Genomic DNA, 15,464 nt, shown 5'->3' with positions numbered 1-15,464 from the left:
GGGCAACTAATTTTTAAGGTATGATGATGACGCGACTTTCAAGCTACTTATTGATAGCTATGATGCTGCTCACTTTTGTGGGTCAGTCAGTTGCGTCTGTTGCTATGGTATGTGATATGCCACATGCCAGCATGCAAATGGACCATCATGCTACTATGAGCGCTGACAGCGACATGAGTGATATGGACTGTTGCCATGAAGACGTAATGGATACCAGCGATTGTGCGTGTCCGTTCAATGCCTGTACAGCTCACTCACTCCTGCCGCTAAATGATTTAGTTGTTAAATCAATTAAGCAATCAGAAAAAGTCACAGTGTTAGGCGCCAGCCAGCTTAGTTTCCGTGTAAGTTCTTTATATCGTCCACCTATTACTGCTTAAGCAGGATAGGTCTGTCTAAAATTTAGCAAAACGCTGAAATACACCTCATCCTGCAACCAAAATCTATTGTTTTTTAACCATTTTTAAGATTTTTGGAGCATGTGATGATTCACAGCAAATTGATTAAGGCGCTTTCTCTTGGCGCAGTATTGGTAACCTCAAGTTTAGTGAAAGCAGAGCCGTTGGCACTCAATCAGGTGATTGATTATGCATTGACTCACGAGCCTTGGTTACAGGCAAATAAATACCAGCAACAGGCGATAGAAGCGCAAAGCATTGCGGCCGGTACCTTGCCAGATCCAGTATTAACCGTTGGGCTAATGAATTTACCAACCGATGGTTTTGCCTTTGATCAAGAAGGTATGACGCAATTCAAAGTGGGCTTGTCACAACAATTTAGCCGAGGTGATAGCCTTGCCCTACAGCAGCAAGCATTGAAACAATCAGCTGAGCAATACCCTTGGCTGCGTGCAGACCGCCAAGCGCAGGTTAAAGCCATTGTTAGCGAAGCATGGCTAAATGCCTATCGCGCGCAAAAAAGCATTCAACTGATCAACCAAGATAAAGCCTTATTTAATCAACTTATTGATATTACAGAAGCAAGCTATGCCAATACACTTGGCGCAACTCGCCAGCAGGATATTATTCGCGCTCAGCTAGAGCTGACTCGGCTTGAAGATAAGCTGGTGATGTTAGAGCAACAGTTTGATAGTGCCAAAAAGCGACTAGCACAATGGCTACCTATTGAAATGCTAAACGGTGCAGTGAGCGATGACAATACTAAGGTGGCTGCACTAATGCCTTATCAAGAGCTTGAACCGTCTGGGGTGACTGAAGTGTTGATGAGTCACCCGGCAATTATTGCTATTGATCATGCAATGCGTGCTAAAAACACCCAAGTGCAAGTGGCTAAAGAAGCGTATAAGCCGCAATTTGGTATGAACCTAGGCTATGGCTATCGTGACGATACACTTATGGGTGACTCTCGCGCTGACTTGTTCTCTATAGGGGTTAGTGTTGATTTACCGCTGTTCACTGATAACCGTCAAGATCAACAAGTCAATGCCGCAATAGCTAGTGCAGAGGCAGTAAAAACCAACAAACTTATTACCCTACAAAAATTGCAAGGTCAGTATTTTAAAGAGCTTAGCCAGTTGAGCCGACTAGCCCAGCGCAAAGCACTGTATCAACAGCAGCTATTACCGCAAATGGCAGAGCAAGCCGAAGCGACTTTAAATGCTTACACCAACGATGATGGTGACTTTTCAGAAGTGATGCGCGCACGTATCAGCGAACTTAACGCAAAAATTGATGCGTTAAACATCGAAATAGACAAACAAATCACCCTCGCTCGCCTTAACTATTACGCAGCAGCAAAAGATAACCAAATAAATGCAGCACAAAGCCAAGGAGCTAGCAATGAATAATACAGTGAAATTAGTTATCGCCTTGGCGGTAGGTGCGGCATTGGCAACGGCTGTAAATAAACTAGCTGAGCCAGATCATGAAGCTATGCCAAGCGCTGAGAAAAAGCCGCTATATTGGGTGGCGCCTATGGACAGCAATTATCGCCGTGATGAACCGGGTTTATCGCCAATGGGTATGGAATTAGTCCCCGTTTATGAGGAGCAAAGTAGCGCTGAAGACAGCCCAGGTACTGTGAGGATCTCATCCGCGGTCGTTAATAACTTAGGGGTAAGAACAGCGCCCGTACGCTTTAAATCATTACAAACGACCGTTGATACGGTTGGTTATGTGCAATACGACCAAGACCAACTCGTGCATATTCACCCTCGTGTCGAAGGTTGGATAGAAACCTTATATGTAAAAGCTGCAGGTGACCAAGTTAAGCAAGGCGAGCCACTTTATACCTTGTATTCTCCACAGTTAGTGAACGCACAAGAAGAGCTACTGCTTGCCCTTAAACGTAACAACGCAGTGCTTATACGTGCGGCCAAAGCACGCTTAGCCTCACTGAATGTTTCTGACGATTTTATTGCGCGATTAGAGCAAAGCCAAAAGGTCAGACAAAACATTACCTTTTATGCCAAGCAAAGTGGCGTATTGGATGAGCTAAATATCCGCGAAGGCTTCTTCGTAAAACCTGGCACAACCATGATGAGTATTGCTCACCTAGAAGAAGTGTGGGTTGAGGCGGAAGTTTTCGAGCGCCAAGCAGGGCTTATCCATAAAGGCTTGCCAGTTACTATGACATTAGATTACGTACCGGGTAAACGATGGCAGGGCGAGGTCGATTATATTTACCCAACCCTTGATGAGAAAAACCGTACTCTTCGCGTGCGCTTACGTTTTGCCAACCAAGATGGCTTACTAAAACCAAATATGTTTGCTGAAGTGAGCATTACTACCAAGCCGACTGAGCCGCAATTAGTCATCGCAAAAGAAGCGGTGATCCGCACCGGTAGCCAAGACCGTGTCGTCATTGATTTAGGTGAAGGGCGCTTTAAATCAGTCGCCGTGACGCTAGGTCGTAGTGATAATCACGATGTCGAAATTTTATCAGGCTTATTGAAAGACGATAACGTAGTGGTTTCAGCGCAGTTCTTAATAGATTCCGAATCAAGCAAAAGCTCTGACTTTATGCGTATGCAAGAGCCGGATACTGATAGTGCAATGGTCAATGGCGTGATCAACAGCATTGACCGCGAAGCCCGAACTGCCGTGATCAGTCGCGAAGCCATCCCTAAATGGGGGCGAGATGCAGCAACCATGGAGTTTCATTTTTCGCCACGCATCGATATGTCTAGTTTGCAAAGCGATGATGAAGTGCATTTTACCTTTAAGCTGGTTGATGGTGAGTTTGTGATTTTTGACATTATGACCATGAGCCACCCTATGCAAGGAGAAATGCAATGATAGCAGCCGTGATCCGTTGGTCAGTCGGTAATCGCTTCTTTGTATTACTGCTGTCTTTAATGTTGGCGGGCTTTGGGATTTTTTCTTTAAAGAATACCCCAGTTGATGCCTTGCCTGACTTATCTGATATACAGGTTATTGTAAAAACGTCCTACCCAGGACAAGCGCCACAAGTGGTGCAAGATCAAGTAACGTTTCCGATCACCACAGCCATGTTGTCGGTGCCGGGTGCTGAAACGGTAAGGGGCTTTTCGTTTTTTGGTGACTCTTATGTATACGTTATTTTTAATGAAGACACCGATCTTTACTGGGCCCGTAGTCGAGTACAAGAATATTTGAGTCAAGTAAGTGCTCGCTTACCGGATTCAGCGAGGCCTGAACTTGGCCCTGATGCAACAGGGGTAGGCTGGATTTACTTGTATGCGCTGGTGGATAAAACCGGTAAGCATGATATTAGCCAGCTACGAAGCCTGCAAGATTGGTTTTTAAAGTTTGAGCTGCAAACGGTGCCGGGCGTATCAGAAGTAGCGTCTGTTGGCGGTATGGTTAAGCAGTATCAGGTGAATGTCGACCCCGATAAATTGCGTGCTTATGGTATTCCGCTAAGTTTAATTCAAACAGCAATTAAGCAAGGTAACCAAGAGCGTGGTGCTTCTGTGGTCGAAATGGCAGAAGCAGAATACATGGTATCGAGCACAGGTTACATCAAAAGTGTCGCCGATTTAGAGGCTATTCCGCTGGGTACTAATGCCAATGGCACGCCACTGCAATTACGCGATGTGGCTGATATAAAACTTGGGCCGCAAATGCGCCGTGGTATTGCCGAGCTTAACGGCGAGGGCGAAGTAACTGGTGGTGTGGTGGTGATGCGCTTTGGAGAAAACGCCGAAGCAACCATCAAACTTGTAAAAGAGAAGCTAGAGTCGCTCAAAAAAGGCTTGCCTGAGGGGGTTGAAATCATCCCAGTGTACGACCGCTCAAACCTTATTACCCAAGCGCTTGATAACTTAAGCTCAAAGTTAATTGAAGAATTAATCGTCGTGGCCTTAGTGTGTGTGGTGTTTTTATTCCATATACGTTCATCGATCGTAGCCATTATTACGTTGCCAATGGGTATTTTAACGGCTTTTTTGGTGATGTATTGGCAAGGTATAAACGCTAATATCATGTCGCTTGGTGGGATAGCGATTGCTATTGGTGCAATGACAGATGGTGCTATCGTGATGATAGAAAATATGCATAAGCATATGGAGAAAACCCCACTGACCGATGAAAACCGTTGGCAAGTGGTGATGGACTCAGCCGCAGAAGTCGGGCCCGCGTTATTCTTTAGTTTATTAATTATCACCGTCAGCTTTATGCCAGTGTTTATTCTAGAAGCACAAGAAGGCCGTATGTTCTCGCCACTGGCTTATACAAAAACCTATGCCATGGCGGCCTCGGCTGGTTTAGCCATTACATTGGTGCCGGTGCTAATGGGCTACTTTATTCGCGGTAAGGTTATATCGGAGCAGAAAAACCCTGTTAACCGGTTATTGGTGGCAGCGTATAAACCCTTATTAAATGCAGTATTAAAAGCGCCGAAAACAACTCTGTTACTCGCTGTGGTTTTGGCTGCTATTGGTTTTTACCCAGTTAATAAAATTGGTAGTGAGTTTATTCCTCCCCTTGATGAGGGCGACTTAATGTACATGCCAACTACTTACCCGGGTATTTCAATAGGTAAGGCCCGTGAAATCTTACAGCAGACCGATAAGTTAATTGCCAGTGTGCCAGAGGTCGAGTCGGTATTCGGTAAGGTAGGTCGTGCAGATACTGCAACAGATCCGGCGCCACTCACCATGATCGAAACCTTTATTCAGTTAAAGCCAAAGTCACAGTGGCGCGAGGGCATGACAACCGAGAAACTGAAAAAAGAGCTCGATAATCTGGTTAAGTTCCCAGGGCTTACCAATGCGTGGGTTATGCCAATCAAAACGCGAATCGACATGCTTGCCACTGGTATTAAAACGCCTGTGGGGATCAAAGTTGCTGGTCCAAAGCTGAGTGAAATTCAAAAAATCGGTGAGCAAATTGAAGTCATCTTAAAAGACTTACCGGGCACGGCTTCGGTTTACTCTGAGCGTGTTGCCGGCGGTCGCTACATCAAAGTCGATATCAACCGTGAAAAAGCAGCGCGTTATGGTTTGAATATTGCTGATGTACAACAGGTTGTTGCTACTGCTATCGGCGGTATGAATGTGACCGAAACCGTTGAAGGGCAAGAGCGTTACCCTGTTAACTTGCGTTACCCGCAAGATTATCGTGACTCGCCAGAAGAGCTTAAGTTGTTACCGATAGTGACACCAAACGGACAGCGTATCGCATTGGCTGATGTAGCCCATGTCTTTATCGAAGATGGCCCGCCGGGTATTAAAAGTGAAAATGCCCGCATTAATGGCTGGAGCTTAATCGACATTGAAGGCAGTGATATCGGCAGTTATGTTGAGCGTGCGCAACAAGCGCTGCATGAGCAACTCGAGCTACCAGCTGGTTACTCAATTACTTGGGCGGGGCAATATGAGTATATGGAGCGTGCTAAAGCTAAGCTTAGCTACGTATTGCCATTAACCTTGGCAATTATTGTGGTGCTGTTATACCTCAATTTTAGAAGCTTTACTGAGGTAGCAATGATCATGTTGACTTTACCGCTTGCAATGATTGGGGGTATTTGGTTGATGTACCTTGAAGGTTTTAACTTCTCGGTAGCCGTTGGAGTCGGCTTTATAGCCTTAGCTGGGGTCGCAGTAGAAATTGGCGTGATCATGCTGGTTTATCTTAACCAAGCTTATCAAGATGCTAAAGCGCAATCAGCACAATTTACGGTTACAGAGCTGCGCCAAGCAATCATCAATGGTGCGGGCCTTCGGGTGAGACCTGTAATGATGACAGTTGCCACCATTATTATCGGTTTACTGCCGGTGCTTTATGGCACTGGAACGGGTAGTGAAGTGATGAGCCGAATAGCAGCACCTATGGTTGGCGGAATGCTCAGTGCCATTGTTTTAACGCTACTTGTGTTACCTGCGCTTTATTTTATTTGGCGTAAACGAGATCTATAAATTTTACAGTCAGTGTGTAACTTGTACGCTTTTACTTGCTACAAGTTACACATTTTGTTTTTAAAGTTATGATAATTAAAGCGTTTTTTACTGGTGTGATTTATGCAGTGTCTTATTAAATTGATTTTGATAAGGAATGCACATGCAAGTTAAAACAATACAGCAAGTTTATGATTGGACCGTGTTATTTCATACCCAAATGGCGGCCAACTTCCATAATGTTAAAGACTTACTGGACGAGCACAATCAAATGCTGGTGGAGTATTATCTGCAATACGAGAAAAAATTGGCAGAAGATCTGGTTGGCTTTAAAGCCATTACAGAACTGAACACACTGGATACTTATTGCTACGAGTACTTTTCAGACAACCCAGATTTGATCACGTTTGATGATATTAGTACTGATCAAAAAATTGATGAAAAGGCCATTCAAGTATATTTAACGACACAGCATCAAAAGGTTATTGATTTATATGAATACCTTGTATCGCGTGCCGAAACTGCTGCAACGATTGAAAAGCTCGAGCGTTTACTAGAGCTTGAACATCAAGGTCTTAAGCAAATGATGCAAAGCTCAAACCGTCATATGGATATGTAATCGATTAATCTATTAATCCGCTTAATGAAAATCGAGTAAGAAGCCGACCTTTTTAAGGTATTTTTGCTCTTGCTGTAAATCCGCCAAAAGCAAGGTATGTTCTTTAAGCCACTTATTGTGAAACTTTAAGAACATACTATTTTGCTTGGCTGTGACCTCAAGATCAAAACCTTGGTCAGTAATGCGCTTTTGATTTAGCAATACTGCTAAGCGCAAAATAACAATTAACTGCAATATTTCGTAATGCTGCATGGTATGCAGAGCTGGAAAATCTTCTAAACGGATCTTTTTACGATAAAAGCGGATCATACAGCTAAGTAGAGTTTGTTGTTGCTGTGTGAAGCCCGGTAATTGACTGTTTGCTACGATATACGCACTGTGTTTATGTATTCCTGATGAATTAACCCCTAAGCCAATTTCATGCAGCTGCGCGGCCCAATCCAGTAAGTTGATATAGTCAGGGTCGGTAAGTTGCCATGCCCCTTTTACCTGTTCAAATAGCCACTTTGCAGTTGTCGATACACGATTAGCATGCTCTTTATCTATGGCATTACGCTCAGATAGGTTCGCTATAGTATTAGTGCGAATATCTTTATGGGCGAGCTTTTGCTGCATTTCATGAAGTAAACCTTCACGCAACGAGTAATCGCTATATTGCATCGCTTCGATTTTAAATAGTCTAAATACCGCGATTAAAATAGCCAAACCACCACAAATACTCACTTGTCGCTCAGGTGTAAGACCTTCAATTTGCAGAGCAGCTATTTGTTTAGCAGCAATAAACTGGGTTTTAAGTTCTAATAATCGCTCTAATGTGATCAGCTCTTGCTCGGCATCATTGGCATTAATCATGGCAAGGATAGATTTTATTGTGCCTGATGTTCCCACTACAGATTGCCAGCCAGCCGATAAGTAATTGGCAAAGATCACTTCGAGTTCTTGTTCAGCGCGAACCTCCGCTTTGGCAAAGCGCTTAGCTGTGATTTGTCCATCTGCAAAAAACTGCTTGGTATAGCTAACACAGCCCATGTTGCGACTAGCAAGGAGTTTGTGTTTAAAGTGTTTACCAATGATGAGCTCGGTACTGCCGCCACCGATATCAATAACTAAGCGGTTCTCATCGTGATGAATGTAATGGGCAACGCCTTGGTAAATTAAACGGGCTTCTTCTTGCCCTGAAATCACTTCAATCGGGTAAGGAAACACCTTACTTGCTTGAGTTAAGAATGAATGTATGTTTTTCGCGCGGCGTAATGTGTAAGTGGCAGCCACTTTGACATTCTCTAAAGGGAAGTCTTGCAATGTAGTGGCAAATTGTTTGAGAATAGCCAGTGCGCGCTCGATAGCTTCTTGGCTTAAGTGATTTTTATCATCTAAACCATCAGCTAAATAAACGCGCTGCTTTTCTTTGTGTAAGATTTGCAAAGAGCCATCGACCTCTCTTGCCACCACTAAATGAAAACTGTTTGAGCCTAAATCAACTGCAGCAATTGAGGGATAATCATTCATTATTATAGTTACTTTCCCATTTTTTAAGGTGGTCATAAATGGCAATTTGCGAACGAATTTTCTTGCGATTGCCACGGCGTACATAGCTGTTTTTTTGTTCGCTATCGATTATGCGCGCTTTTGTTCTATCTTTAAACTGTAGCTCAAGAATATCAATTATGAGCTGCTTTAATTTTTCATCATAAATGGGTGTAGCTACTTCTACACGGTGATCTAGATTCCGGGTCATCCAGTCTGCTGATGAAATATACACTTTTTCGTCACCATTATTGTGAAACACCATAACCCGAGGGTGCTCTAAAAAGCGGTCAACAATACTAATAATACGAATATTATCGTTAACGACAGAGGGCACTAACGAACACATGCCACGCACAATAATACGAATTTTTACACCGCGTCTTGCTGCAAAATAGAGATGGTCAACCAGCTCTTTATCAACAAGATTATTTATTTTTAGCGTAATTCGACCAGCTTTTCCGTGTTCTACGTTGGTAATCTCATTATCTATCAAGGAGGTAATAGTTTGTCTTGCGTTGACTGGTGAAATCATTAAGTGATCAAATTGAAATGGCTTATAGCTGCTTTCGATAAACTTAAACACACTATCGCACTCTTCACTAATACCTTCATGCCTAGTAAATAAACTAAAGTCAGTGTAGATTTTGGCGGTTTTTTCATGGAAGTTACCCGTGCCAATATGGGCGTACTTCACTATGTTGTTTTTTTCTTTACGGTGAATAACGCATAGTTTGCTGTGCACTTTTAGTGCAGGAATACCAAAAATAACTTTAACACCCGCATTACTCAGGGTTTTTGCCCATTCAATATTGTTTTGTTCATCAAAGCGCGCTTTCAGCTCAACTATTACAGTTACGTGTTTGCCATTTTTGGCGGCATTAATAAGCGTAGAAACCAGGCGAGACTGACTCGCAACGCGATAAATATTGACCTTAATTTGGGTTACATCTGGGTCAAACGCCGCTTGGCGTACAAACTCAAGTAAGTGGTTAAAGGTGTGGTAGGGGTAATACAGTAAAATATCTTGCTCTGAAATGGCATCAAACACACTTGAGTGATTGTTAAAGGCTGCGCTTTGTAATGCAGGCAGTGGTTTGTTTTCTAAATACTGACGGCCAACATTCGGAAACGCAATGAAATCGCGGAAATTACGGTAACGGCCGCCGGGGATCAACGCATCATGTTGGCTTATATTAAGGCGCTTTTTCATCACTTTAAGCATTTCAGCAGGCATGCTCTCGTCATAAACAAGGCGCACAGGCTCTGCAGAAATACGTTGTTTTAGACCTTTTGACATTTTATCGAGCAAGCCTTCTTCAAGCTCGTCATCTAAGTTGTATTCGGCATCACGGGTCAATTTGATGGCATAACATTGAATATCATCAAAGCTAAAAAAGCTGCTAAACACATCGCGAATAAAGTAGGCGATAATGTCATCAAGCATCACAATGGTTTTGTGACGGCGCGTTTTCTCTGGTGGTAAAATAACAAAACGAGATACGCGGTCGGTTGGTACTTCCATCATGGCATAATGACTTTTTTGGTTGGTCATCTCGACAAACAAATAGGTCATGGTGTCGTTGATTTGATCTGAGTAGTCTTTCTTTTCAGAGAGTAAAATCGGCAATATGTGTTGCAGCACATTGTCGTGGAAGAATTTTTTCAGCCAACTCAAGTGAAATTCAGATAGCTCCTCAGGTAACTCAACGTGAATATTGTGCTCGTTTAAGTCATTTAAAATGTCTTTATGAATTTGGTTAAACTTTTTACCAAGCTGCAGCACCTTACTTTGGATCTGATGAAGTAGTATTTCGTCTTCTTCAAAGTTCGCATCAGGAATTTTATTAAGTAATATTCGGCGTTTAACATCGGCAACACGGACACGGAAAAACTCATCCATGTTGTTTGAGTAAATACCTAAAAAGCGCATGCGCTCAATAATCGGGTTAGATTTATCTTTAGCTTCTTGCAGCACGCGTTCATTAAAAGACAGCCAACTTAGCTCTTTGGCAAAGTAATTAACGGCTTGAGAAGAAGAATGTGATGCGTTCATCTGGTTTTCCAACGTTTATAGCTAGTTAGAATATAGAGGATGCAGATGACGTTTATATGACGTATTTATCACTTTTATGACATACATGTCAGTTATGTGACATGTATGCCGTTAATTTTAAAGCTTAGTTTAAGTTTAAATATCCCTATAAACTTGCTTGTTATGCGTCCTCAATATCAACAATTAAGTCTGTGGTAATAGATTCAAGCGCACTGATCACTTCGTCTTTGCTCATACCAACGGGCAGGGCAACGGTTGCAACGGCACTGAATATAGGTACTCCCCAGTTAGGTGCACTTTGTTGTTTTGAATTAAGGTGAGTGATATTTGCTCCTTTGTGACGAATAACACTGGCAAGCTCTTGGACAATGCCGGGTCTATCATTACCGGTGATCACAAAGTTAATTTGTTCAGATTTAACCTCTTCGAGTGTTTCTGAACCACGCTCAATTCTCACCTCTAGATGAGGAAGGCTATGTAGAGCATCTTGCAATTCTTGTAAGTGTTCTTCAGGAACAGCAGCTTCTATAATGCCCGCAAAATGACCGGCTAGGTGGCTTAAGTTACTCCCTAACCAATTGCCATTATGGTTTAAAATTGTTGCTGATAGATCTTCAACTAGGCCAGGCTTATCTGGCCCTAAAATAGTAATTACTAACTGCTTCATACTTAAGTCTCTTAAAAAAGCCTCTGTAAAATGCAATGAAAAGAGGAGGCGTTGGTTGATGATAATTTTTATTTTGGGAAAAATAACACTTATTCAGTATTGTTGCAGATTTATTGTTTGTCCAATATTTTCCATATAGTAATAAAAAATTAGTTATAACAAATCGTTAGCCCATTGTATGTTAGTGACTCATAACTCTAAAACAATATTCATTTCGCTTATATTTACAGGCTAAAAACAACACCCAAGCATGCAGTTTATTACACTGAAATATGACGGTTGTAACATTACTGTCATCTTCGTGAAATATAATCCGCGCAACGTTAAGATTTAAGGGTGTTTTGATGACTTCCAATCCGAATAAACCGACCTTTCATACGGATAGAAGCCGTCTATTTAAAGACCGGTTTGCCGAGTGGGGTATTTCCGCAGGCGGTGTAATGGTGCTTATCGCACTGCTACTGATATTCTTTTACCTTCTATATGTTGTTCAACCTATTTTTGAGTCAGCAAAAGTTGAAACACGTAACAGTGTAAAACTAGATAATGCCTCAGAAATTGTTGGTCTAGGTATTGAAGAGCAAACTGAAGTGGCTTTTTTACTAGGTGAAAAAGGCAATGTCGACTTTTATAATGTCGAGAAAGCGCAGTTTGGTAAAAAGATCACCACTCTTAATACTGAATTACCAAGTGACGTGAGCAGCTTTGCACGCTCTGCACCATTTCAGAACCAATATGGCTATGGCCTAGAAAATGGCTCTGTGGTTATCGTGTCACCAAAGTTTTTAGTTACTTTCCCTAATAATGAACGCAAGCTAACCCCTCGCTTAGATTATCCGTTAGGTGATTTGGCGCTTGAAGTAGACGATCAAGGTGCGGCGATTACTAAGTTCGCATTTAGCCACTACGAAGATAAAACAGCCGTTGTTGCTTTAACCGCTGATAAGCGTGTTTTATTTAGTAGCTTTGTGGGTGAAGAAAATATGTTCACCGGCGAAGTTGAATGGGTTGTTGAGCGCACTGAGCTTGATATTGAAGGCCGCGTTGATGAGCTATTAATCTCACCTGACACAACGCGTACTTTTATTCGTTCTGCAAATCAGATTTATGTTTACGATACGCGTTATCCTTCTGAGGTTGAGCTAATTCAATTGCTTGCAGCAAACGAAGAAAACGCAAATCTTGTTTCAACGCAGCTGTTAGCCGGTGCTAACTCACTAATGCTTGCTAACGATAACGGCGAAGTATCGCAGTGGTTCGAAGTAAACACGGAAGATGGTCGCGAGTTTCAAAAAATCCGTGCATTCGAAACGACTAAACAATCTAAATTAAATATCTCTACAGAGTTTTATCGTCGAACTTTCTTTACCGCGGGTGCAAATGGTGAGCTAGGTATTTATTACACAACCAGTGAAGCAAAACTATGGCAAGGCAAAGTAAGCGAAGGTCCAATTCAAAATTTTGCAATTGCACCACGTTCTAATGCGGCACTTATTCTTGCTGATGATGCATTAAAAGTAATCGAAATTCATAACGAGCACCCTGAAGTAACCTGGTCTGCGTTATGGCAAGAAGTATGGTACGAGGGCTACCCAGAGCCGGCTTATATCTGGCAGTCAACGTCTGCAAGTGATGACTTTGAATCTAAATTCTCACTAGTACCAATTTCATTCGGTACGATTAAAGCTGCTATGTATGCGATGTTATTTGCAGTACCGATTGCACTTTCTGCGGCTATTTACACAGCTTACTTTATGTCGAGTGAACTACGTAAAGTGGTTAAGCCGACGGTTGAAATCATGGAAGCATTACCAACGGTAATCCTAGGTTTCTTGGCAGGTCTTTGGTTAGCGCCACTGATTGAAGAGCATTTACCAGCCATCGTCGGATTACTGGTGTTGCTGCCAATTGGTATTCTATTAACCGCATTTGGTTGGAACAAGCTACCGGCGTCAATTCGTCACCGTGTTCCTGAAGGTTCGCATTCAATTTTACTTATTCCAGTGGTTATCTTTATTGGTTGGTTATCATTTGCGATGAGTAACTCAATTGAGCTTTGGATGTTCGATGGTAACGTTCGTCAGTACCTAACTAATGAATTAGGAATGACATTCGACCAACGTAACTCGTTAGTTGTTGGTATTGCAATGGGCTTTGCAGTTATTCCAACTATCTTCTCAATTGCGGAAGATGCGGTATTTAGTGTTCCTAAGCACTTATCAAATGGTTCATTAGCACTCGGTGCTACGCAGTGGCAAACATTGGTGCGTGTAGTATTACTAACAGCAAGCCCAGGTATCTTCTCAGCTGTGATGATGGGTCTAGGCCGTGCTGTGGGTGAAACAATGATTGTACTAATGGCAACAGGTAATACACCTATTATGGACTGGAGTATCTTCCAGGGTATGAGAACGCTTGCAGCGAATATCGCGGTAGAAATGCCAGAGTCTGAGGTAGGCAGCTCGCATTATCGCATTCTATTCTTAGCAGCATTTGTACTATTCATATTCACATTCGTTTTCAACACAGTGGCTGAGTTTGTTCGTCAGCAACTGCGTGAAAAATACAGTTCAATGTAGGTGGAGAGACACGACATGGTAAAGCAGTGGTTTAAGTCTGGTTCTCCTTGGATTTGGATGACCGGCGGTGCGGTAAGCATCAGTTTAATCTCGGTTCTTGGCTTATTAGCCATGATTGCTTGGAAAGGTTTAAGCTTTTTCTGGCCATCAGAAGTCGTGCAACTTGAGCTGCAAGGCTCAGTTGCTAAACAAACAGTGATCGGTGAAGTTTATGACCGTGAGCTAGTTGCAAAATCACGTATTGAGGCGACGGGCGTTGATTTATCTCACTACGACAAAGAGCAACTAGAGCGCTTACTAATCAAAACAGGTAACCGTGAGTACGTAGATCTCGATTTCCGTTGGGTATTAGAGACAGACATCACATCGCGTACTGCACCCGCTGAACTTGCAGTATTCGAGCGTAGCAAAAACGGTAACTTTTACGGTTATGTAGAACAGGTTATTAAAGACGGTGAAGTTATTACAGATAACAAAATCGAGGTACTTTATGATCTTGTTGACCGTGCCGTTGACCTAAACGACCAAGCACTCGATTTACAAAATGGTGATATTGGTCATATCAACTATGAACTTGAGCGCTTGCGCTTAAAAGAAAAAGCGTATCAGCTTGATAACGAGTTAACGGATGAGCGTGTTGCTGAGCTAGCACAAACACGCGCTGAGCTACGTGCTGAATATGCCGTGCTAGAAAAACAGTTATTTGCACTTCGTAAAGAAGCAAAGCGTGACCAAGTAACGGTTAAAGACATGCGTGGTGAAGTGGTTACTTTACCTCTGTATCAAGTTCTTGATGTATGGTTCCCAAATGACATGGGCTTCTTTGCAAAGCTTGGTCATTACTTTGTACAGCTAGGTAAGTTCGTAGCGGACGACCCGCGTGAAGCAAATACTGAAGGGGGTGTATTCCCTGCAATTTTTGGTACTGTATTCATGGTATTACTGATGGCAGTGATTGTGACTCCGTTTGGTGTTGTTGCAGCGATTTACTTACATGAATACGCAGCGAAAAATGCGATTACGAAGATGATCCGTATCGCGGTAATCAACCTTGCGGGTGTACCTTCAATTGTATACGGTGTATTTGGTTTAGGCTTCTTTGTATACATGCTAGGTGGCAGTATCGACCAATTGTTCTACCCAGAGTCGTCGCCAAGCCCAGTATTTGGTACACCTGGTGTGATTTGGTCAGCATTAACCTTGGCAATTTTAACCTTACCGGTTGTAATTGTTTCAACGGAAGAAGGTTTGTCACGTATTCCAAGTACTGTTCGTCATGGTTCACTGGCGCTTGGTGCAACAAAAGCAGAAACGCTATGGCGCATCATCATTCCGATGGCAAGCCCTGCGATTATGACTGGTTTAATCTTAGCGGTTGCGCGTGCAGCCGGTGAAGTAGCACCACTAATGCTTGTTGGTGTTGTTAAGATGGCACCAACACTGCCACTTGACGGTAACTTCCCATACGTACATTTAGATAGAAAATTTATGCACTTAGGTTTCCACATTTATGATGTTGGTTTCCAAAGCCCTAACGTAGAAGCGGCGCGTCCGCTGGTATATGCCACGGCATTCTTACTGGTATCAGTAATTATCGCCCTGAATATCACCGCGATTGGTATTCGTAACCACTTACGCGAAAAGTTTAGAGCTCTTGAGCATTAATACAGAATTTTTAT

10 protein-coding genes are annotated in these 15,464 nt (G+C 42.6%); 7 read left to right on the top strand and 3 right to left on the bottom strand.

Features of this window, described 5'->3' with window-relative positions:
- Positions 1-26 precede the first annotated feature (26 nt).
- The 5 genes from L1267_RS13025 to L1267_RS13005 all read left to right on the top strand — a co-directional run bounded on the left by L1267_RS13025 (position 27) and on the right by L1267_RS13005 (position 6,956).
- Positions 27-380 carry a hypothetical protein gene (locus L1267_RS13025; RefSeq protein ID WP_138556696.1) on the top strand — a complete coding sequence of 118 codons (354 nt, stop codon included), beginning with the start codon at positions 27-29 and terminating at the stop codon, positions 378-380.
- Between the two features lie 104 nt (positions 381-484).
- The gene (locus L1267_RS13020) at positions 485-1,807 is read left to right on the top strand and encodes a TolC family protein (RefSeq protein ID WP_235383125.1); all 1,323 of its coding nucleotides are present in this window, start codon (positions 485-487) and stop codon (positions 1,805-1,807) included.
- Positions 1,800-3,257 (top strand): efflux RND transporter periplasmic adaptor subunit, encoded by a 1,458-nt coding sequence (locus tag L1267_RS13015; protein WP_235383124.1) that lies wholly within the window; start codon positions 1,800-1,802, stop codon positions 3,255-3,257. Before L1267_RS13020 ends, L1267_RS13015 begins: the two co-directional genes overlap by 8 nt.
- Entirely contained in the window at positions 3,254-6,358 is a 3,105-nt protein-coding gene (locus L1267_RS13010) for an efflux RND transporter permease subunit (protein ID WP_235383123.1), read from the top strand. The genes L1267_RS13015 and L1267_RS13010 overlap by 4 nt, the downstream gene beginning before the upstream one ends.
- 142 nt (positions 6,359-6,500) lie before the next feature.
- Entirely contained in the window at positions 6,501-6,956 is a 456-nt protein-coding gene (locus L1267_RS13005) for a hypothetical protein (RefSeq protein ID WP_135923302.1), read from the top strand.
- 21 nt (positions 6,957-6,977) lie between these two features.
- On the opposite strand, the gene ppx is transcribed toward L1267_RS13005, so the two are convergent.
- The 3 genes from ppx to L1267_RS12990 form a co-directional block, all read right to left on the bottom strand.
- Complete coding sequence (gene ppx / locus L1267_RS13000) at positions 6,978-8,465, bottom strand: exopolyphosphatase (protein WP_235383122.1); 1,488 nt, start codon at positions 8,463-8,465, stop codon at positions 6,978-6,980.
- Positions 8,458-10,539, bottom strand: coding sequence for a polyphosphate kinase 1 (gene ppk1, locus L1267_RS12995; RefSeq protein ID WP_235383121.1), 2,082 nt, complete (start codon positions 10,537-10,539; stop codon positions 8,458-8,460). The genes ppx and ppk1 overlap by 8 nt, the downstream gene beginning before the upstream one ends.
- A gap of 160 nt (positions 10,540-10,699) precedes the next feature.
- Positions 10,700-11,206 (bottom strand): glycine cleavage system protein R, encoded by a 507-nt coding sequence (locus L1267_RS12990; protein WP_135923305.1) that lies wholly within the window; start codon positions 11,204-11,206, stop codon positions 10,700-10,702.
- Positions 11,207-11,550: 344 nt separating this feature from the next.
- On the opposite strand from L1267_RS12990, the gene L1267_RS12985 reads away from it, so the two are divergent.
- Positions 11,551-13,785, top strand: a complete 2,235-nt coding sequence (locus L1267_RS12985) for an ABC transporter permease subunit (RefSeq protein ID WP_235383120.1) — start codon at positions 11,551-11,553, stop codon at positions 13,783-13,785.
- A gap of 15 nt (positions 13,786-13,800) precedes the next feature.
- On the top strand, positions 13,801-15,450 hold the full coding sequence (pstA, locus tag L1267_RS12980; protein ID WP_135923307.1) for a phosphate ABC transporter permease PstA: 1,650 nt from the start codon (positions 13,801-13,803) through the stop codon (positions 15,448-15,450).
- The last annotated feature ends 14 nt before the right edge of the window (positions 15,451-15,464 follow it).

The sequence above is a fragment of the Pseudoalteromonas sp. OFAV1 genome (assembly GCF_021532595.1).
Taxonomy (GTDB): domain Bacteria; phylum Pseudomonadota; class Gammaproteobacteria; order Enterobacterales; family Alteromonadaceae; genus Pseudoalteromonas; species Pseudoalteromonas lipolytica_C.
Note: the sequence above shows the minus strand (reverse complement) of the source record. Positions and strands in the feature narration are given on the sequence as shown.